The 18,317-nt window shown below is 73.6% G+C and carries 15 protein-coding genes; 4 read left to right on the forward strand and 11 right to left on the reverse strand.

The genetic code is table 11. The features are described from left to right. The first annotated feature begins 350 nt into the window (after positions 1-350). Complete coding sequence (locus HNR70_RS09425; protein ID WP_184325428.1) at positions 351-1,937, forward strand: L,D-transpeptidase family protein; 1,587 nt, start codon at positions 351-353, stop codon at positions 1,935-1,937. A 175-nt stretch (positions 1,938-2,112) separates the two neighbouring features. Here HNR70_RS09425 and truB read toward each other — a convergent pair whose 3' ends face one another. The 7 genes from truB to rimP form a co-directional block, all read right to left on the reverse strand. Next, the gene (gene truB, locus HNR70_RS09430; protein ID WP_184325429.1) at positions 2,113-3,066 is read right to left on the reverse strand and encodes a tRNA pseudouridine(55) synthase TruB; all 954 of its coding nucleotides are present in this window, start codon (positions 3,064-3,066) and stop codon (positions 2,113-2,115) included. Then, positions 3,063-3,578, reverse strand: a complete 516-nt coding sequence (gene rbfA / locus HNR70_RS09435) for a 30S ribosome-binding factor RbfA (protein WP_184325430.1) — start codon at positions 3,576-3,578, stop codon at positions 3,063-3,065. Before rbfA ends, truB begins: the two co-directional genes overlap by 4 nt. Further along, positions 3,575-4,729, reverse strand: a complete 1,155-nt coding sequence (locus HNR70_RS09440) for a TRM11 family SAM-dependent methyltransferase (protein ID WP_184325431.1) — start codon at positions 4,727-4,729, stop codon at positions 3,575-3,577. Before HNR70_RS09440 ends, rbfA begins: the two co-directional genes overlap by 4 nt. 66 nt (positions 4,730-4,795) lie before the next feature. Continuing rightward, a complete protein-coding gene (gene infB / locus HNR70_RS09445) occupies positions 4,796-7,714 on the reverse strand; it encodes a translation initiation factor IF-2 (protein WP_184325432.1) in 2,919 nt (972 codons plus the stop codon). Between the two features lie 96 nt (positions 7,715-7,810). After that, positions 7,811-8,116, reverse strand: coding sequence for a YlxR family protein (locus HNR70_RS09450; RefSeq protein ID WP_184325433.1), 306 nt, complete (start codon positions 8,114-8,116; stop codon positions 7,811-7,813). A 207-nt stretch (positions 8,117-8,323) separates the two neighbouring features. Next, positions 8,324-9,340: a transcription termination factor NusA gene (gene nusA / locus HNR70_RS09455; protein ID WP_184325434.1), complete on the reverse strand. Its 1,017-nt coding sequence runs from the start codon at positions 9,338-9,340 to the stop codon at positions 8,324-8,326. 2 nt (positions 9,341-9,342) lie between these two features. Next, positions 9,343-9,990 carry a ribosome maturation factor RimP gene (gene rimP, locus HNR70_RS09460; RefSeq protein ID WP_184325435.1) on the reverse strand — a complete coding sequence of 216 codons (648 nt, stop codon included), beginning with the start codon at positions 9,988-9,990 and terminating at the stop codon, positions 9,343-9,345. 128 nt (positions 9,991-10,118) lie between these two features. Here rimP and HNR70_RS09465 point away from each other — a divergent pair, with 128 nt between their 5' ends. Next, complete coding sequence (locus HNR70_RS09465) at positions 10,119-11,231, forward strand: DUF4439 domain-containing protein (RefSeq protein ID WP_312857624.1); 1,113 nt, start codon at positions 10,119-10,121, stop codon at positions 11,229-11,231. 46 nt (positions 11,232-11,277) lie between these two features. On the opposite strand, the gene HNR70_RS09470 is transcribed toward HNR70_RS09465, so the two are convergent. Beyond that, positions 11,278-13,062 carry a proline--tRNA ligase gene (locus HNR70_RS09470; protein ID WP_184325437.1) on the reverse strand — a complete coding sequence of 595 codons (1,785 nt, stop codon included), beginning with the start codon at positions 13,060-13,062 and terminating at the stop codon, positions 11,278-11,280. Positions 13,063-13,165: 103 nt separating this feature from the next. Here HNR70_RS09470 and HNR70_RS09475 point away from each other — a divergent pair, with 103 nt between their 5' ends. Beyond that, positions 13,166-14,530 carry a glycoside hydrolase family 15 protein gene (locus tag HNR70_RS09475; protein ID WP_184325438.1) on the forward strand — a complete coding sequence of 455 codons (1,365 nt, stop codon included), beginning with the start codon at positions 13,166-13,168 and terminating at the stop codon, positions 14,528-14,530. Positions 14,531-14,612: 82 nt separating this feature from the next. Here the strand turns inward: HNR70_RS09475 and HNR70_RS09480 are convergent, their stop codons facing one another. After that, on the reverse strand, positions 14,613-15,179 hold the full coding sequence (locus tag HNR70_RS09480; protein WP_184325439.1) for a P-loop nucleotide/nucleoside kinase family protein: 567 nt from the start codon (positions 15,177-15,179) through the stop codon (positions 14,613-14,615). Positions 15,180-15,260: 81 nt separating this feature from the next. Here HNR70_RS09480 and HNR70_RS09485 point away from each other — a divergent pair, with 81 nt between their 5' ends. After that, a complete protein-coding gene (locus HNR70_RS09485; RefSeq protein WP_184325440.1) occupies positions 15,261-16,133 on the forward strand; it encodes a class I SAM-dependent methyltransferase in 873 nt (290 codons plus the stop codon). A gap of 39 nt (positions 16,134-16,172) precedes the next feature. On the opposite strand, the gene HNR70_RS09490 is transcribed toward HNR70_RS09485, so the two are convergent. Beyond that, the gene (locus tag HNR70_RS09490; protein WP_312857625.1) at positions 16,173-16,994 is read right to left on the reverse strand and encodes a GNAT family N-acetyltransferase; all 822 of its coding nucleotides are present in this window, start codon (positions 16,992-16,994) and stop codon (positions 16,173-16,175) included. 35 nt (positions 16,995-17,029) lie between these two features. After that, on the reverse strand, positions 17,030-18,190 hold the full coding sequence (gene ispG / locus HNR70_RS09495) for a flavodoxin-dependent (E)-4-hydroxy-3-methylbut-2-enyl-diphosphate synthase (RefSeq protein ID WP_184325442.1): 1,161 nt from the start codon (positions 18,188-18,190) through the stop codon (positions 17,030-17,032). Positions 18,191-18,317: the final 127 nt, after the last annotated feature.

An 18,317-nucleotide genomic window follows, 5' to 3' on the forward strand; every position in this document is an offset into this window, starting at 1 on the left:
CTGATGCCCCCTCGCTCGGCCGCACCGGGATCGGGCGCGGCGGCGGGTTCGCCGGTCACACTGTAGCGCCCGGCGGCTGCGGGGCTCGCGCCGGCCCCTCGTCGAGGCCCCGCCCCGGCCCCTGCGCGGACGTGCGCGACGACCAGCGCATGGGCCTGTGCGAGCACGCGCACCCCTGAGGTTCCTGTTCGCGGGCCGTTGCCCAGCTGTGACGAAGGACGGCCCGAGGCTCCTGCCCTGCTGCACAGGAACCCGTTATCCTGGCCGCCAAGGCGGCGCCGGGGAGGGACCCCTGTGTCCTCCTGCGAGAGCGGGGGCACCACGACGGCCGTCGAGAACGGATCTCATCCATGACGAACGTGACCGATACGGCCGCACTGGGCGGCCCGACCCGTCCCGGCGGCCGCAGCCGCCGCCGCGTCGCCCTGGTCCTGGTGGCAGTCCTCGCGGCCCTGGCCGTGGTGCTGACCGGCGGGGCCCTCGCCTATGCCAAGCAGTTCGACGGCCGCGCGCTCCCAGGCACCACCGTGCTCGGCCAGGACGTGGCCGGGAAGACCCCTGAGGAGATCGCCGCCCTGGTGACCGAGCGCGGTGACGCCGTGAAGGTCTCCGTGACCGCCGGCGACCAGCAGCTCGACGTGCCGCTGGCGGACCTCGGCGTCACCGTGGACGCAGCGGCGACCGGACAGGCCGCCGTGCAGCGCGACGACTCGCTGCCCGCCGTGCTCTCCTCGACCTGGTCGGGCGAGCACCCGGTGGAGCCCGTCGTCACCGTCGACGAGGCCAAGGCCGCCGAGTTCGCCAAGGGCCTCGTCCCTGCCGACCTCACCACCCCGGTGGATGCGCAGGTCGTCTTCGACGAGGACGCCCAGACCTGGAACGTCGAGCCCGGCCGCAACGGTCAGGGCGTGGACCCGCAGAACCTCGTGGACGCGGTCACCGCCAACGCCTCCGCGCTGAAGGACTTCTCCGTCGAGCAGCCCATCGAGGAGATCGCCCCGGCGATCACCGATGAGGAGGCCCAGGACGTGGTCGGCTCGATCGCCAAGATCCTCGAGCAGCCCATGGCCATCGCCGGCGCGGACGGCGAGACCCACGAGGTCTCCGCCGAGCGCCGCAACAGCTGGATCTCCGTGACCCCCTCCGAGGACGGCCAGGGCCTGTCCGTCGCGGTGGACGAGGACGCGGTGCGCGAGTGGGTCTCCGCGCGTGCCGACAAGGACGCCGTCGAGCCGGAGAACGGCATCGAGCAGGTCGACGAGTCCGGCAAGGTCGTCAAGGTCGTCTCCGAGAAGAAGGACGGCCTGGAGATCACCAACACCGACTCGGTCGCCGAGGAGCTCATCACCGCGCTGAAGGGCACCACTCCGCTCGAGGCAGCCTTCGAGACCAAGAAGCTCGAGGCCGAGGTCGACCAGGTCGACGCCCCGAAGTCGGAGGAGGAGAAGAAGGCCGAGGAGGAGAAGAAGGCCGAGGACGAGAAGACCTCGGACGACAAGGCCACCGACGAGGAGAAGAAGACCGAGGAGGAGGCCGCCCCGGCCGAGCCCACCGGTGAGAAGTGGATCGACGTCGACCTCACCAACAAGACCGTCACCGCCTACGTGGGCGACACCCCGGTGTGGGGCCCTCGCTCGATGGTCGACGGCAAGGAGGGCAACGAGACGCCCACCGGCACCTACGAGATCTACCTGCGCTACGACCGTCAGGACATGACCAACGCCGCGTACTACCCCGAGGGTCACGAGAAGTACTACTACATCCGGGACGTGCCGTGGGTGCAGTACTTCCACCACGGCTACGGCTTCCACGGCGCGCCCTGGCGCTCCTCGTTCGGCTACTCCGGCTCCCACGGGTGCATCAACCTGCCGGTCTCCGACGCCAAGTGGCTGTACGACTGGGCGAGCATGGGCACCAAGGTGGTCGTCCACCGCTGACGCACCGTCGGCGCGGGTGGTCCCTCCCCCGCACAGTGCACGAGAGCCCCTCCCGATCCGTCGGGAGGGGCTCTCGTGCTGTGGGGGCTCTCGTGCTGTGGGGGCTCTCGTGCTGTGGGGGCTCTCGTGCTGTGCGGCGCCCTGTGCGATGCCGAGTCCTGTGCGGTGCGGCGCCTCAGCAGCGGGCGTCGGCCGGGACCACGAGGGTGGGGCGCCACTGGGCGCCCTCGCGCACGAGGATCGCGATGAGGCGCCCTGCGGCGTCGAGCGCCGCGACGGGGCTCTCTTCCCCCGCCTCGGCGGTGCGGGGGCGGTGCGGGCCCGGTGCCGGGACGGGCTCGGAGGCGGCGTGGATGCGTCGGCCGGTGCCGAGGTCCTCGACCTGGGCGGCATCGACCTGGAGCGCGGGCAGCACCTGGCGGGCGATCCCGCCGAGGCCGTGCAGGGGCAGGTCGACGTCGTCACCCTCGCCGCGGGCGGGGACGTGCGCACCGTCCGCGACGGCGAAGGGGCCTACGGCCGTGCGGCGCAGGGCCGTGAGGTGCCCGCCCACGCCGAGCGCAGCGCCGAGGTCGCGGGCGAGCGCACGGATGTAGGTGCCGGAGGAGCAGTCGATGACCGCGTCGAGATCGAGATGGCCGTCCGCTTCGCGGCGCGCGGTGATCTCGAAGCGGGAGATCCGCACGGGGCGAGCGGCGAGCTCGACGTCCTCCCCCGCCCGGGCGCGGGCGTAGGCGCGCTTGCCGTCGACCTTGATGGCGCTGACGGTGGAGGGGACCTGGGCGATGTCGCCGCGCAGAGCGGCGACCTGCTCCTCGATCTGCGCGTCCGTGAGGGCGGTGGCGTCGACGTGCTCGCCGAGCGGCTCGCCCTCGCGGTCATCGGTCGCGGTCGCACGGCCCAGCCGGATCGTGGCCTCGTAGGTCTTGTCCAGACCCACCAGGTGCGTGAGCAGGCGGGTGCCCTGGCCGATGCCGAGCACGAGCAGCCCGGTCGCCATGGGGTCCAGCGTGCCGGCGTGCCCGACCTTCTTGGTGCCCAGCAGCCAGCGGACCCGGGCGACGACGTCGTGGCTGGTGCGGTCGGGAGCCTTGTCGACCAGGAGGATCCCGTGCGGGGCGGGGCTCACGCCTGTCCGCGGGCCGCGTCGGCCTCGTCGTCGAGATCGTCGTCCTCGTCGTCGAGATCGTCGTCGTCGAGCTCGTCGTCCTCGAGCTCCTCCTCGCGGGGCTTGCGGTAGGGGTCGGCCTCGCCGGCGTGGACGGCGCCGACCTTGGCCTTCTCGAGCTCGGCGTCGCGGCCGCGGGCCTCGCTGAGGAGGTCCTCGATGATGCGGGCGTTCTCGGGGACGGCGTCGGCGATGAACTCGAGGGTCGGGGTCAGGCGCACGCCGGTCTGGCGGCCCACCTCGCGGCGGAGCATGCCGGTGGCGCTGCGCAGCGCGGCGGCGGTGCCCTCCCGCTCCTCGTCGGTGCCGAAGACGGTGTAGAAGAGGGTGGCGTGCTGCAGGTCGCCGCTGACGCGCACGTCGGTGATGGTCACGAACCCGAGGCGCGGGTCCTTGACCCGGGTGTCGAGCTGCGTGGCGACGATGACCTTGATGCGGTCGGCGAGCTTGAGGGCGCGGGGGCTGTCGTTCATGGTACTGGTGTCTCCTGGTCGGCGCCGAGAGCGGCGAGCTCGTCGGCGCGGGGGTGGTCGAAGGGGACCGCGAGCAGGATGTCACGGTCGATGGACTGGTCCACACGGTGGCGGAAGGCGCCGTCGGCGCTGAGGACCCGCAGACCGGCGTCGGCGAGCACGGCGCTCGCCTCGCCATGGTCCAGGGTGCGGCGGTTGACGGCCAGCGCCACCCCGGCGCCGTCGCGCAGCAGGGAGCGCCAGCCGGGGGCGGCCTCGCGCAGCACCTCGAGCGGGGAGCGCCGCCAGGTGCCGCCGGCCCGGGCGCCGTGCTGGACGCCGTAGGGCAGGTCGCCCACGAGCGCGTCGACGGAGCGGGCGGGCATCACCTCGGAAAGGCGCGTGGTGTCGCAGCCGAGCACGGTGACGCGCTGCCCGCCGTTCTCGCGCAGGGTCTGCTTGTCGAGGGCGAGCTCGGCCTCGAGCCGGCTGCCCAGCTGCTCGCCGCGCACGGTGAGGCGGGTGGAGTCGAGGGTGTGCTTGTAGCGGTGGGTGCGCAGCCAGGTGCCGAGGAAGGCGCGGTACGCCTCGACGTCCTTGCGGTCGATCTCGGCGCCGCGGGGGCTGAGCCCCAGCCGCAGCGCCCGGTTCAGAGTGGTACCCCGCCCGCACAGCGGGTCCAGCAGGTCGAGCGTGCCGTCCAGCAGCCCGGCCCGGCGGGTGGACAGAGCCGCGGCGACGTTGATCATCAGCGCGGTGAACTGCTCGTTGGTCTTGCCCGGGTAGCGCAGAGTGGTCTCGAGATCCGAGGGGTGGTGCAGCGCGGTGGACAGCGGGCGGGGTCGCAGCAGGGGACGGTCCGGGTCCCCGGCGGTCTCCTCGACCACGTCGAGCACTCCGAGGGTCGAGGACAGCAGGCCGAGCAGGCGGTCCTCGAGGGCGGCCTGCCCGTCGGCCGGGGAGTCCGGCCCGTCGGCCGACGGATCCCCGGCTGACGGGCGACGCAGCTCGAGCGCCTCCATCCCCGCGAGCGTCCGCTCGGCGAGGACGGGGGCGGTGCCGAGGTGGGCCCCGAGCGCCCAGTGCGCCTCGGCGCGCGAGAGCGCCCCCGCGGCCTGCGCGTACACGCGGTTGGCCGAGGGGGCGCGGAGCAGGAGGGACACCTCGTTCATCGTGGGTCTCCTCCCCTGCCGGTGCGCCCGGGCACCCCCTCACGGAGGTGCCCGGGCATCACAGGATCAGCTGCGGGGCTTCTCCTGCATCTCGTAGGTGGTGATGAGGTCCTCGAGCTGGAGGTCGTTGAACGATCCCAGGTTGATACCGCACTCGTAGCCCTCGCGGACCTCGGTGACGTCATCCTTGAACCGGCGCAGACCGGCGATCTCGATGTTCTCGGCGACGACGGTGCCGTTGCGCGTGATGCGCGCCTTGGCGCCGCGCTTGATGAGACCGCTGCGCACGATGGAGCCGGCGATGTTGCCGAACTTGGAGGAGCGGAAGATCTCGCGGATCTCCGCCGAGCCGAGCTCGACCTCCTCGTACTCCGGCTTGAGCATGCCCTTGAGGGCCTGCTCGACCTCGTCGATGGCGTTGTAGATGACCGAGTAGTACTTGATCTCCACGCCCTCGCGGTCGGCGTACTCCGCGTTCAGGCCCTCGGCGCGCACGTTGTAGCCGATGATCACGGCGTCCGACGCGACGGCGAGGTTGATGTTGTTCATCGTGATCGCGCCGACGCCGCGGTCGATGATCCGCAGGTCCACGCCCTCGCCGACCTCGATGCCCAGCAGGGACTCCTCGAGGGCCTCGACGGCACCGGCCGCGTCGCCCTTGAGGATGAGGTTGAGGGTCTCGACCTTGCCCTCGGCCATGTGCTTATTGATGTCCTCGAGGGAGATCCGCTTGCGGGCCTTGGACAGCGAGGCGGCGCGCTTGGCGGCCTCGCGCTTCTCGGCGATCTGACGGGCGGTGCGCTCGTCCTGGGCGACCAGGAAGGAGTCACCGGCGCCGGGCACGGAGGTCAGGCCCAGCACCTGGACCGGGCGGGAGGGACCCGCCTCGTCCACGTTCTGGCCGTTCTCGTCGAGCATGGCGCGCACTCGGCCGTGGCCGGTGCCGCACACGATCGCGTCGCCGACGCGCAGGGTGCCCTGCTGCACCAGGACCGTGGCGACCGGGCCGCGACCGCGGTCCAGGTTCGCCTCGATGGCCACGCCGCGCGCGTCCTTGTCCGGGTTCGCGGTGAGTTCGAGGGCGGCGTCCGCGGTGAGCAGCACCGCCTCCAGCAGGTCGTCGATGTGCAGGTTCTCGCGGGCGGAGACGTCCACGAACATCGTGTCGCCGCCGTACTCCTCGGCGATCAGGTTGTACTCGGTCAGCTGCTGGCGGATCTTCTCGGGATTCGCCTCGGGCTTGTCGATCTTGTTGACCGCGACCACGATCGGCACGTCGGCCGCCTGGGCGTGGTTCAGCGCCTCGATCGTCTGGGGCATCACGCCGTCATCCGCGGCGACCACGAGGATCGCGATGTCGGTGACGTCGGCGCCGCGGGCACGCATGGCGGTGAACGCCTCGTGGCCCGGGGTGTCGATGAAGGTGAGCTGACGCTCCTCGCCCTCGTGCTCGACCTCGACCTGGTAGGCGCCGATGTGCTGGGTGATGCCGCCGGCCTCGCCCGCGCCCACCTTCGCCTTGCGGATGGTGTCCAGCAGTCGGGTCTTGCCGTGGTCGACGTGACCCATGACGGTGACCACCGGCGGGCGCGGCAGACGATCGGACTCGTCCTCCTCGGCCAGCTCGGCGTCGAGGTCGATGTCGAACTGCTCCAGCAGCTCGCGCTCCTCGTCCTCCGGGGAGACGATCTCGATCTTGTAACCGAGCTCGGTGCCCAGCAGCTCGAAGGTGTCCTCGTCCAGCGACTGGGTGGCCGTGGCCATCTCGCCCATGGCGAAGAGCACCGTGATCAGCGACGCGGGGTTGACGTCGATGCGGTCGGCGAAGTCGGTGAGCGACGCGCCGCGGCGCAGACGCACGGTCTGGCCGTTGCCGCGCGGGATCGAGACGCCGCCCGGCGCCGGAGCCTGCTGCTGCTCGAACTCCTGACGCTTCGCGCGCTTCGACTTGCGGGAGCGGGCCGGCTTGCCGCCGCGACCGAACGCGCCCTGGGTGCTGCCGCGACCGCCGCGACCGCGGGGGCCGCCGCCACCACCGGCAGGACCGCCGCCCGCACCGGGACCGCCGCCGGGACGACCGCCGGGGCCGGGGCGACCGCCGCGACCGCGCGCTGCGCCGCCGCCCTGGTTCGCATCGGCGAGACCGCCGTGCGAGTGCTGGCGCATGATGCCGGGGGTGGGCATGCCGGGACGGGGTGCACCGCCGCCGGGACGCGGGGCGCCACCGGGACGGGGAGCGCCGCCCTCACGTGCGGGACGACCGCCGCCCTGCTCCTGGCCGGGGCGCGGGGGACGCTGGCCGGGACGGGGCATGCCCTGCGACGAGGCGAAGGGGTTGTTGCCCGGGCGGGGACCGCCGGGGCGCGGGCCGCCCTCGCGGCCGGGGCGACCGCCCTGGCCCTGACCGCCCTGCCCCTGGCCGGGCTTGCGCTGGCCGGGACGGGGCATGCCCTGCGAGGACGCGAAGGGGTTGTTGCCGGGACGCGCGGCGCCGGGACGCGGCGCGGGGCGATCGCCGCCGGGCTTCGGCCCGGAGGTCTTCTCCTCCGCGGGCTCCTCGGCAGGCCTGGGGGTCTGCGCGGCGGGCTTGGCGCCGGGCTTGGGGGCCGACGGGCCGACGGGCTTCTTCGCCGCGGGGGCGGAGGCCTGCTCGGTCTCGGGGGCCGCAGGGGCGGGCTCGGCGGGAGCGGCCGGGGCGGCCTTCTCCTCGGCGGGCTTCGCGCCGGGCTTCGGCGCGGGGCCGGGGGTGGGGGCGCCGCCGGGCTTGGGGGCGCCGGCAGGCTTCTTCGGGGCGGCGCTCTTGGGCGCGGAGCTGCTCTCGCCGCCGGAGGCGGGGAACTCCTCGCGCAGGCGGCGCGCCACCGGTGCTTCGATGGTGGAGCTGGCGGAGCGAACGAATTCGCCCATGTCCTGCAGCTTCTGCAGAACGACCTTGCTCGGCTGTCCGAGCTCCTTGGCGAGCTCGTGGACGCGGACCTTAGCCACGTTTCTCCTGTCTCGGTCCGGCCGACAAGAGGGCGCGGACCACTAGATCCTGAGGGTGCTCATGAGCGAGTACTCATCGGATGTCCATGGGTTCTTCTACCTGTTCCACGTTCGGGTGGGGTCGGAGGCCTCGAGGTCCCGGGCCAGGAGCCCGGTGTCGACGGGACCGCGGAACGACCGGGCCACGCCGCCTCGCCGCAGGGCGAGGTCGAGACATGATGCATCGGGATGGAGCCACGCCCCGCGACCGGGTGCCGATCCGGTGGGATCGACGCGGACTCGCGCGGCGGCGCCGTCGGGAGCGGACTCCCGGACCAGACGCACCAGCTGAGCGCGCGGGGCCACCTCTCGGCAGCCGACGCACGTGCGCTGCGGGACATGGGGGGCGGTGCGGGTCTCCACGCCACCTCCTGTGCTCCGAGCGCCTCCGCCCGGACGGCTCCGGATCGACGGGCGATCCGGGTCTGCACCGGGCGAACAGCCTCCCCAGCATAGCGGACCTGGACCTTCAGGACCTCAGCGGGGAGGCGTGGGACACACCTCACGGGGCGGCGGGGCGCCGGCGGGACCGGCGCGGACGCGTCGCCCCGCGCGGTCGCGCCTGCGCGGTCAGTCCCCCGCGGGACCCGGGTCGCCGGGGGCGGTGGTAGCGGCGGGCGCCTGGGCGCCCTCGGCGCGGATGTCGATCTTCCAGCCGGTGAGCTTCGCGGCCAGGCGCGCGTTCTGCCCGTCCTTGCCGATGGCGAGGGAGAGCTGGTTCTCGGGGACGATCGCGCGGACCGCGCGGCCCACCTCGTCGATCACGGTGACGGAGGTGACCTTGGCGGGCGAGAGGGCGCCGGCGACGTAGGTCGCGGGGTCCTCGTCGAAGTCGACGATGTCGATCTTCTCGCCGCCCAGCTCGTTCATCACCGAGCGCACGCGCGCACCCATCGGGCCGATGCACGCGCCCTTGGCGTTGACGCCGGGGACGGTCGCGCGCACCGCCATCTTGGTGCGGTGACCGGCCTCGCGGGCCAGGCCCGCGATCTCGACGGTGCCGTCGGCGACCTCCGGGACCTCGAGGGCGAACAGGCGCCGCACGAGGTTCGGGTGAGAACGGGAGAGGGTGATCTGGGGGCCCTTGGGGCCGCGGCGCGCCTCGGTGACGTAGGCGCGCAGGCGGCGGCCGTGGGAGTAGTCCTCGCCGGGCACCCGCTCGTGCGGGGGGAGCACGGCCTCGACCTCGCCGAGGTCCACGAGCACCATGCGCGGCTCGCGGCCCTGCTGGATGATGCCCGAGACGATGTCGTCCTCGCGGTCGGCGTAGGCGCCGAGCACCGCGTCGTCCTCGAGGTCGCGGATGCGCTGGAAGATCACCTGGCGGGCGGTGCTCGCGGCGACGCGGCCGAAGTTCTCGGGGGTGTCGTCCCACTCCTCGAGGATCGTGCCGTCGGCGTTGCGCTCGCGCGCGATAACGGCGACCTGGCCGGTCTTCTCGTCGATCAGCACCTCGGAGTCGCGCACCGGGTGGTCGGTGTGCAGGTAGGCGGCGTGCAGCGCCGAGCGGATCGCGTCCAGCAGCACGGGGAGGCTGATCTCGCGCTCCCGCTCGAGGGCCCTGAGGGCACCCATGTCGATGTCCATGATCAGCTCTCCTTCGGTGCGGTGGTCCCGGCGGTCTCGCCGGTGGGGGTGGGGTCGGTGGAGGTCTCTGCCGTGCCGCCCTCCGTGCCGTCGGCCTGCGCCTCGGCCAGCAGGGCCTCGAGGTCCTCCGGCGGGTCGAACTCGACCTCGACCTTCGCGGCGGTGACCTCGGCGAGCGACAGCTCGAGGCGCTCGGTCGTGCCGGCGGGCAGCTTGCGGGGGCGGCCGCGGTCGTCGCGGCCGGGCTCCTGGCGCAGTCGCAGCGTCCCGCCGTCCACGGCGAGCAGGCGGGCACGGTACTCGGTGCCGTCCGCGGTGGTCAGGGTCAGCAGGCGGCCGCGGCTGCGGCGGAAGTGGCGGGGCTCGGTGAGGGCGCGGTCCACGCCGGGGGTGGTCAGCTCCAGCAGCACCGGGTCGGGGCCCAGCAGCGCGTCGTCGGCGTCGACCAGGGCGGACAGCTCCCGGGACGCCTCGGCGACGGTGTCGAGGTCGGCGCTGCCCAGCTGGTCCTCGGGCAGGTCCACGACCAGGCGCAGGCGGGGCATGCCGCCCTCCCGGCCCAGCTCGATCTCCTCGAGCACGAGTCCGTGGGCGTCCAGCACCGGCGTCGCCGCCTCTCGCAGGATCGTCCGGTCGTCGAGTGCGCTCATGGCCGGTGCGCCTCCTCCTGCTATGGGTGCCTGTGGTGGCCGGGGAGGTCCCCGGCGCGATGTCCCCCAGGATAATGTCCGCGCGCCGTCCGCGCCGCCACCGGGCCGGTCGATGCGAGAATCCTCCCGTGCCCGTCCCCTCTCCGTCCCCCGCCGTCCCGCCGTGCCCGTCCCGTCGGACGGTGCTGCGCGCGACGCTCGGGACCCTCGGCGCGGGGCTGCTCGGCACCGAGGCGCTGACCGCCTGCGGCCCCGTCGCGCTCGGCGGCCCCGAGGAGTACACCCCTCCTCCGCCCGGGATCGACGACCTCTACCGCAACGACCTGCTCGCCCTGCTGGACCGGGCGATCGCCGGGGCCGACGCGCTGCTGGCCGCGCAGGGCGGCGGCGCGAGCGACGGCGGCGGGGACGACGGCGCGATCGGTGCCGAAGCGTCGCTCACCTCCGCGCTGTCGGCCCTCACCACCGCCCTGCCGGTGCAGCGCGACGCGCTGCTGACCGGGGCGCAGCAGGAGCGCGAGGCCGAGGCGGCCGAGGACCCCGGCGCCGAGGAGGACGTCGTCCCTGTCCCCGTCGAGGTGCCCGGCGACATCCCCGCCCTGCTCGCGGTGCTGGTCGAGCTGCGCGATCTCGCGGCCGACGGGGCCCGGCAGGTCTCCGGCTCCCTCGCCCGCCCGCTCGTCGCGGTCGCGGCGCGCACCGCCTGGAGCGCACGCCGCCTGCAGACCGCCTCGGGGCAGGGCGAGGTCTCCCCCTCCCCCGTCGCCGCGGATCTCGTCCCGCAGCGGGACGTGCCGCAGACCGATCCGCCCTCCGTCGGGGCGCAGGAGGACTACTTCTCCTCGCTCGAGCGGGCGCAGCAGGAGGAGTGGTACGCCGGGTACGTGCACGAGGTGCTCGCCGCCCGCACCGACGGCGACCAGCGCACCGCGCGGCTGGACGAGGCGGAGCTGCACCGCACCCGCGCCGCGGAGCTGGCCGGCTACGCGGAGGAGGACGGCGGCCCGGTGGTCGTGCGCGAGGCGGTCTACGCCCTGCCCGGCGGGACGCTGGACGACGCGACCGCGGCGCTGCTCCCCGCGCGGCTGGCGCAGGGGCTGCTCGTGGACCACACGGCCCTGGTGGGCGCGGCGCCGTTCGAGCGGAGGGCGCTGTCGATCGCCGCGGCGCTGGCCGAGGCGGAGCTCCTGGCCGGGCTCGTGGACGGCATGGATCCGCTGCCGGGGCTCGTCGCCGAGTAGCGGGAGAGCCCCGGCAGCGGGCCGGGCGCCGATCCTGCGCCGGGGATCAGCCCTCGCGGACCTCGGCGACGACCGCGTCGACGACCTCGGCCGGGGACACCTCGCGGATCTCGCCGCTGCGGCGGTCGCGGATCTCGACCTTGCCCTCGGCGAGGCTGCGCCCCACCACCACGGAGGTGGGCATGCCCAGCAGCTCGGCGTCCTTGAACTTCACGCCCGGGGACACCTTGGGACGGTCGTCGTAGAGGACCTCGAGGCCGCGGGCCTCGAGCTCGGCGGCGATCCGCTCGGCCTCCTCGAAGACCTCGGCGCCCTTGCCGGTGGCCATGATGTGCACGTCCGCCGGCGCCAGGGCGCGCGGCCAGACCAGGCCCTTCTCGTCGTGGTTCAGCTCGGCGATCGCGGCGACCGCACGGGTGACGCCCACGCCGTAGGAGCCCATGGTCACCACGGCCGTCTTGCCGTTCTCGTCCAGGACGTTCAGGCCCAGGGCCTCGGCGTACTTGCGACCGAGCTGGAAGATGTGCCCCATCTCCATGCCGCGGGTCATGCGCAGCGGTCCGGAGCCGTCGGGCGCCGGGTCGCCATCGCGCACCTCGGCCGCCTCGATGGTGCCGTCGGCCGTGAAGTCGCGCCCGTAGACCAGGTCGTAGACGTGCTTGTCCTTCTCGCCGGCGCCGGCGACCCAGGCGGTGCCGGGCACCACGCGCGGGTCGACGAGGTAGCGGATCTGGGACTCGGACTCCAGACCCAGGCCGATCGGGCCGATGTATCCCTTCTTCAGCACCGGGGTGCGGGCGAAGTCCGCGTCGGAGAAGGGGGCGGCGACGGCGGGCGCGACCGCGGCCTCGAGGCGCTTGGCGTCGACCTCGCGGTCGCCGGGCAGCGCGATCACCAGCGGCTCGGTGGTGCCGTCGGGGTGGGTGAGGAGGTAGACGAGGTGCTTGAGCATCTCGTACCGGGTCCACTCGCCGCTCTCGGCGATCGGGCCCCTGCCGGGGAACGCCTCGTTGGAGAAGTCGGTGAGCTTCGCGATGGTGGAGGCGCCGGGGGTGTCCTCGACGTGCATCGCGGGCAGCGCCGCGATCGCGGCCTCGTCCAGCGCGGGCGGGGCGACGGTGGTGACGGCCTCGACGTTCGCGGCGTAGCCGCCGTCGGAGACGACGAAGGTGTCCTCGCCGACGGGGGTGGGGTGGAGGAACTCCTCGGAGCGGGAGCCGCCCATGGCGCCGGCGTCGGCCTGGCAGATCACGGTGGGCAGGCCGAGGCGCTCGAAGGTGCGCTGGTAGGCGACGCGCTGCTTGTCGTAGGAGACGTCCAGGCCCGCGTCGTCGACGTCGAAGGAGTAGGCGTCCTTCATGACGAACTCGCGGGTGCGCAGCAGGCCGGCGCGGGGACGGGCCTCGTCGCGGAACTTCGTCTGGATCTGGTACAGCATCGCGGGCAGGTCCTTGTACGAGGAGTACAGGTCCTTCACGGCGAGGGTGAACATCTCCTCATGGGTGGGGGCCAGGAGATAGTCGTCCTCGCGGCGGTCCTTGAGGCGGAACATGGTGGGGCCGTACTCGGTCCAGCGGCCGGTCGCGTCGTAGGGCTCCTTCGGCTGCAGCGCGGAGAACAGCATCTCCTGCGCGCCGATCGCGTCCTGCTCCTCGCGCACGATCTGCTCGACCTTGCGCAGCACCTTCAGCCCCAGCGGCAGCCAGGTGTACACCCCGGCGGCGCTGCGCCGGATGTACCCGGCGCGCACCAGCAGCTTGTGGCTCGCGACCTCGGCGTCGGCCGGATCCTCCCGCAGCGTGCGGACGAACGACGAGGACAGACGGATCATGGGGCAGGCCTTTCACGGATGCGGGGGCGGCGCCGACGTCGGCGCATGCGGGGCCATCGTACTGGTCGCGCGGCCGACGGGCCGACCGGATTACGCTGGGCAGATGCAGTCCGATGCGCCGCAGGACCGGGGGACGCGGGAGGCCTCGGCCCCGCGTCCGAGCCGTCGCCGCGTGCTCGCCGCCTCCGGGCTGCTGCTGGCCGCGGGCGGTGCGGGCACGGCGATGCTGGTGCAGGACCAGCGCCGGCGCACCGCCGAGGCGGGCGGGCGGGCCGAGATCTCCCTGCGCTCGCGGACCGTCGCCTACGACCCCTCCGGCGAGCGCACGCTCGTGGGCGGGGAGGGCGCCGACCTCACCCTGCTGACCGGCACCCGCCGCGCCGCCGACCTCGCCGCGGACTCCCCGATCCACGCCCGTGCCGAGGCCTTCGACGAGGCCGTCGCCCCGTGGCGCGAGCGCGTCGCCTCCCGTCTCGACGCGCCGCTCGCCGATCTCGCCGGCACCGCGCTGCAGGACCTGTGGGTGCTCTCCGACGGGCTGCCCGCCCCGGTCGCGGGATGGAGCCGGACCTGGCGGTACGTCTGGCCGCGCGATGCCGCCTTCTGTGCCGCGGCCCTCGCCCGGGTGGGTCTGCCGGAGCGCGCGCTCGAGGTCCTCTCCCATCTCCAGGACCTCCAGCGCGAGGACGGCTGGTTCGAGGCCCGGTACCTCCCCGGCACGCGCGAGGTGCCTGATGGCCGCCCCCGCCAGTTCGACGGCACCGGGTTCGCACTGTGGGCGGTGCGCGAGGTCGCAGACGCCCCGGGGGTCGACCGGGACGAGGTGCGAAGGCGCCTCGCCCGCCTGATCGACACCTCGCTGACGACGCTGAAGGAGCGGACGCGCGACGGCGAGCGGCGCCCGCCGGTCTCCCCCGACTACTGGGAGCGGCGCGAGCGCTCGGTCACCCTCGGGACCATGGCCGCGACCCTCGCCGGGCTGCGCGCCGGGCACGCGCTCACCGGCACGGAGGAGGACCTCACGGCGAGCGAGGTGTTCACCGCGACGCTCGAGCGGAACTTCGCGGACCACGACTTCCAGCGCTACCCGCGCCGCGGCGGCGCCGATTCGGCGGCGGCGATGCTGGACGCGACCGGGGTGCGCCGGGTGATCCCCGAGCACGTCCTGCTGTCCCTGCGCGAGAGGCTCGCCCGGCCCGCCGGAGGGATCGCACCCGGCGAGTCGTGGAAGCAGGACGGCGTCAGCTGGACCCCGTCGATGAGCCTGCTCGCCCTCGGCCTCGCCCGCGCCGGGCACACTGCCGAGGCGACCGACGCGCTCGGATGGCTCGCCGCGCATCGCACGGCCGACGGGTCGCTGCCCGAGAAGGTGCTCTTCGACGGGCGTCCCGCGGAGGTGGCACCCCTGGCGTGGACCGCCGCGAACGTGCTGCTGGCCGTGGACTGGCTGGCGCGCGTCGCTCGCTGAGGGCGAGCGGACCCGGCAGGGGCGAACGGGGCTGTGCGAACGGGCCTGTATGACCGGGCAGCGCCGGCTCAGGCCGGACCGGTCAGGAGGACGCGGCGAGGACCTGCTCGGCGGCCTGCTCGGGGGTGAGATGGGTGAGGTCCAGCTCGATCGCGTCCTCGGGCGCGGGCAGCGTGGGTACGGCGAGGATCTGCTGGAGGAGCGAAGCGTCGGTGAGCTTGCCGCGCTCGGCCCGGCCCGGCGCATCCACCCGGGCGAGGAGCGTCTCCTCGCCGGCCCGCAGCCACACCGGCACGAACGTCGCCCCGCGGGTGTGGGCGAGGGAGCGCAGGCGCTGGACGTGCACCTCGGCCCTCTCGTCGTCCGTCAGCCAGCTGGTCATCACGTGGGAGAGGGAGCGAGGCGCGGCGGCCGCGGCCTCGAGCACGATGTCCCACACGCGACGCCGCAGGTCGTCGGTGGCGGAGAAGTCCACGTCCTCCCCGGAGTTCAGCCCCATGGGGATGAAGACGGGGTTGCTGACCAGGTGGTTGTCCACCACGATCGCGCCGATGCGGCGCTCGAGCTCGCGGGCGAGGCTCAGCTTCCCGACGGCCGGTGGGCCGACGAGGAGGAACAGGCGGGCGGGGGCGGCGGCGTCGTCGCTCATCCCCCGAACCTACCCCGCCCGGCGCGGCGACAGGCCGAATCGCCTGGACCGATGCGCGCACGCTCCCGTACGTTGCGACGCATGACCAGCACCACGCCCGCTTCCCCGTCGGCTGATCCGAGCGCACAGCGCTGGTTCGAGGACAACCGAGCGAACTGGGACGACCGTGCGGCGCTGCACGAGGTCTCCGGGTACGGGATCCCCGAGCTGCTCGAGGACCCGGCGAGGATCAGCCCGGAGGTCGCGCAGGACCTCGACCGGCTCGGCAACCTCACCGGCCTCGACGTGATCCACCTGCAGTGCCATCTGGGCACGGACACGCTGAGCCTCGCCCGGCTCGGGCCGCGCCGCGTGGTGGGCCTGGACCTCTCCCCCGCGTCCCTGGAGCGCGCCCGGTCCCTCGCCGCGCGGGCCGGGACGTCGATCGAGTACGTCGAGGCGAACGTGTACGACGCGCGCGAGGCGGTCCAGGGCGAGTTCGACCTGGTCTACTCCACGATCGGGGTGCTGTGCTGGCTGCCGGACGTCGCTGCGTGGGCGCGGGTCGTCGCCTCGCTGCTACGGCCGGGCGGGCGTCTGCTGCTGCGCGACGACCACCCGATGTTCATGGCGATCGGCGAGGACGTCTCGACGGGGCTGCGGATCGAGCAGCCCTACTTCCAGCGCGAGCAGCCGATGACCTGGGACGAGGAGGGCAGCTACGTCGACGCCCCGGCGGACGCCCCGCGGATGACCCACACGGTCATGCACGAGTGGAACCACTCGATCGGCGAGATCCTCACCGCCCTGCTCGAGGCGGGGCTGGTGCTGGACTCCTTCGAGGAGACGCCCTACTCGGCGTGGCGCCCCTGGCCCGAGCTCATGGTCCGCGAGGAGGACGGTCGGTACCGGCTGCGGGAGGATCCCGACCGGCTGCCGCTGCAGTTCGTGCTCACCGCGCACCGGCCCGGCTGAGCACGGGACTGCTCTTCGCCGGGATCGGAGCTGCCGGGCTCAGAACAGGATCGTGGTGAACTCGCCGACCTGGTCGAAGCCGGAGGCGGCGTAGGCGCGACGGGCCGGGGCGTTGAAGTCGTTGACGTAGAGGGAGACCTGCGGGGCGTGGTCGCGGCGCACCTGCTCCACCAGCTCGGCCATCCCTCCGCGGCCGAGGCCGTGGCCGCGCCGGTCGGGGCGCACCCACACGCCGTGGATCTGGGCGACGGGGCCGAAGACCGCGCCGACGTCGGCCTTGAACAGCACCTCGCCGCGCTCGATCACCATGTAGGTGCGGCGGCGGCGGATCAGCTCGCCCACGCGGGCGCGGTAGGAGCGGCCGCCGTCGCCGAGCAGCGGGTCGACCCCGACCTCCTCACGGAACATCGACACCGCCGCGGGGAACACCGCATCGGCCTCCTCCGGCAGTGCCGGGCGCAGGCCCACGGGGCGCAGCTGCGGCATCGCGGCCTCCCCTCGGGCGAGCAGCAGCGGCTGGCTCCAGCGGTACTCGCGCACGTCGGACCCCCAGGATCCCGAGAGCGTCTCCCACATCCGCTCGACCGCACCCCGCTCCCCCACCACGGAGCTGGCGCGCCGGGGCCGGGAGGCCATGTGGGCACCGAACTCGTCCAGCGCCTTCGGGGTCGCGGACATGGGCGCGAGATTCACGCCGTGCCAGAGCAGCCCCTCGGCGGAGGTGTCCTCCCCGGACAGGGAGAACTCCTGGGTGACGGCGGCGGAGCGGGACAGCTCCCGCAGCCGGGCACCACCCAGGGCATTGGTGACGGGGTCGGTCAGGGCGAGGTCGAGGGCGGCCTGGACGGAGCCGGGCCGCACGGGGCGGACCCGCCCGCCGCGCCGGAACACGCGCCTCAGCTCACGGAGACGGAGGGGGTGCCCGACGGCGCCGTGTCCTCGCCCATCTCCGCGGCGATGCGGTTCGCCTCGGCCAGCAGGGTCTCGACGATCTCCGCCTCGGGAACGGTCTTGATGACCTCGCCCTTGACGAAGATCTGGCCCTTGCCGTTGCCGGAGGCGACGCCGAGGTCCGCCTCGCGCGCCTCGCCGGGGCCGTTGACGACGCAGCCCATCACGGCCACGCGCAGCGGCACCTCGAGGTGCTTGAGCCCCTCGGTGACCTCGTCGGCCAGGGTGTAGACGTCCACCTGGGCGCGGCCGCAGGAGGGGCAGGAGACGATGTCGAGCTTGCGGGGCTTGAGGTTCAGGGACTGCAGGATCTGGTTGCCGACCTTGACCTCCTCCACGGGCGGGGCGGAGAGGGACACGCGGATGGTGTCGCCGATGCCCTCGCCGAGAAGGATGCCGAAGGCGACCGAGGACTTGATGGTGCCCTGGAAGGCGGGGCCGGCCTCGGTGACACCGAGGTGCAGGGGCCAGTCGCCCTCCGCCGCGAGCTGGCGGTAGGCCTCGACCATGATCACCGGGTCGTTGTGCTTCACGGAGATGCCGAAGTCGTGGAAGTCGTGCTCCTCGAAGAGGGACGCCTCCCACTTGGCGGAGGCGACCAGCGCCTCGGGGGTGACGCGGTCGCCCTTCATCATGCGCTGGTCGATGGAGCCGGCGTTCACGCCGATGCGCAGCGCGGTGCCGTGGTCCTTCGCGGCCTTGGCGATGTCCTTGACCTGGTCGTCGAAGCGGCGGATGTTGCCCGGGTTCACGCGGACGCCCGCGCAGCCCGCCTCGATCGCGGCGAAGACGTACTTGGGCTGGAAGTGGATGTCGGCGATCACGGGGATCGGGGACTTCGCGGCGATCGCGACGAGCGCGTCCGCATCCTCCTGGCGGGGGCAGGCCACGCGCACGATGTCGCAGCCGGCAGCGGTCAGCTCCGCGATCTGCTGGAGGGTCGCGTTGATGTCGTGCGTCGGCGTGGTGGTCATGGACTGCACGGTGATCGGCGCGTCGCCGCCCACGTACAGGTCGCCGAGCTTCACCTTGCGGGTCTTGCGCCGGGGGGCGAGGACCGGCGGAGGCGTCTTGACGGAGGGGATGCCGAGGCTCACGGAAGTCACCGTCCCATTATGGGCCCGCGACCGGTGCGCTGTGGGGCGAGGTGCGACACCTCCACCGCTCCTGCACGGTCCCGGTGGCCCGTCGCACAGGCCGACGCGCCCTCTGACCGGTCCCGGGCGGGGTCAG

Origin of the sequence: Brachybacterium aquaticum (assembly GCF_014204755.1) — a bacterium.
GTDB classification, from domain to species: Bacteria; Actinomycetota; Actinomycetes; order Actinomycetales; family Dermabacteraceae; genus Brachybacterium; species Brachybacterium aquaticum.